We start from the raw sequence: 1,918 nt of genomic DNA, 5'->3' as shown, positions 1-1,918 counted from the left end.
TGAGTATGTAGCTCCAAGAAATGAGATTGAAAACCAATTGGTTGTGATCTGGCAGGAGATATTAGGATTGGAAAAAATAGGTATTACCGACAATTTCTTTGAATTAGGAGGAAATAGCTTAAAAGCATCTGTTTTAATAAATAGAATAAATAAGACTTTTGATACAAGATTTTCCATTCAGGATTTATATGAAACCCAAGAAATAATTGGAATTTCAAAAAAATTAAAATTTATTGTTTTTCAAAATCAATTTGCAGTAGAAACTGCCGAAGATTTTGATGAAATAATGATATAAAAGACTCCTTATTGTATTGAAGTCGAGCATGGTTATGCAGATAGCGATGCTTTTTAGCACTATTTTATTTATTATAAATATTTTTTGTTGTTATCAATTAGAATAATTAAGGTCTTAAAATCCATACCTACGTTTCATCTTTACTAAAAAAAAAACTGTGATAGAAAATTTAATATATACGTTAGAGTCATTAAAAATCAGACTTATTATAGAGAACGGGAACCTAAAAATTAATGCGCCAAAAGGTGCATTGACTAGTGATATTATTGATGATATTAAAGTTCATAAAAATGAATTGATTACATTACTTTCTTCTTCAGAGACAATTCCAAAAGCAGAAACAAAAGATTATTATGAACTTACTTCATCACAGCATCAATTATGGACGATAAGTCAGTTTGAAATAGGTAACTCAGCCTATAATATATTTGAAGCATTTGAATTCAAAGGAGTATTAGATTTTGATAAATTAACCAAAGCTTTTGCAATATTAATAGAACGACACGAAAGTTTACGTACCATTTTTAAAGAAGATAAACAAGGAAGATTAGGTCAATATATAGTTCCAGTCGAGCAATATGCAGGATCTTTACAAATTGTGGATCTAGATAATGGAACCAGCGAAATGTTGGAAAATCATGCTGATACGATCCGAAAACATGTTTTTAATTTAGAAAAAGGACCTTTGTTCATTGGAGATATTGTGAAGGTATCAAACGATAGAAATATCCTAATGTTTAATATGCATCATATTATTGGCGATGGCTGGTCTATGGGGGTATTGTGTAATGAATTTATAGCAATTTATAATGGATTTTCTTTAGGGCATGACGTAATATTGCCTGACTTGCCTATTCAGTACAAAGATTATTCAGAATGGCAAAATAGTAAAACTAGACAATCCGTATTGGAAAAGGCGAAAGAGTTTTGGTTAAATATGTTTTCAGGAAATTTGCCTGTTTTGGAACTACCATCTAATAAAATAAGACCAAAGCTTAAAACCTATAATGGTTCGGGATTAGATTATTCATTTTCGAAGACAAGAACATCTCAATTTAATACATATGCACAAGAAAATGGGGCGACTCTCTTTATGGTATTAATGGCAGGAATTAATGGATTGTTCTCAAGATATGCCAATACTAGAGATATCATTTTAGGCACCCCAATCGCAGGAAGAGACCATAGTGACTTAGAGCATCAAGTAGGGTTGTATTTAAACACATTAGCAATTCGAACCACTTTTGATGAAAAAGTAAGTTTTAAAGAATTACTAACAATTCAAAAAAAGATTTTATTAAACGCCTATTCACACCATGAATACCCTTTTGGTAGTCTAGTTGAATCGCTTGGGGTAAAAAGAGATTTAAGTAGATCCGTTTTATTTGATACTTTAGTTGTATTTCAAAATCAAGAAGAATTATTAATATCCGAAGGTTTAATTCTAAATGGACTTGAAATATCTCCATACAAGCATTTGAAAAAAACATTCAGTAAGTTTGATCTAAGTTTTATATTTTCAGAGAAAAAAGGTCAGTTATCCTTGCATGTAGAGTACAATACTGATATTTATGAGCTTTCTTTTGTAGAACGTTTGGTTGCACATTTTGATACATTTTTATC

The 1,918-nt window shown here is 30.1% G+C and carries 2 protein-coding genes; both read left to right on the top strand.

Going from position 1 to position 1,918, the window contains the following annotated elements; translation table 11 throughout:
- A partial coding sequence (locus WFZ86_RS20005; protein WP_342693590.1) for a phosphopantetheine-binding protein occupies positions 1 to 295 on the top strand: 295 nt, incomplete at its 5' end.
- Between the two features lie 157 nt (positions 296 to 452).
- The coding region (locus WFZ86_RS20000) for a condensation domain-containing protein (protein ID WP_342693589.1) at positions 453 to 1,918 on the top strand (1,466 nt) is incomplete at its 3' end.

It is taken from the genome of Flavobacterium polysaccharolyticum, assembly GCF_038739875.1.
Lineage (GTDB): Bacteria > Bacteroidota > Bacteroidia > Flavobacteriales > Flavobacteriaceae > Flavobacterium > Flavobacterium polysaccharolyticum.
This window is presented reverse-complemented; position numbering and strand designations above follow the sequence as displayed.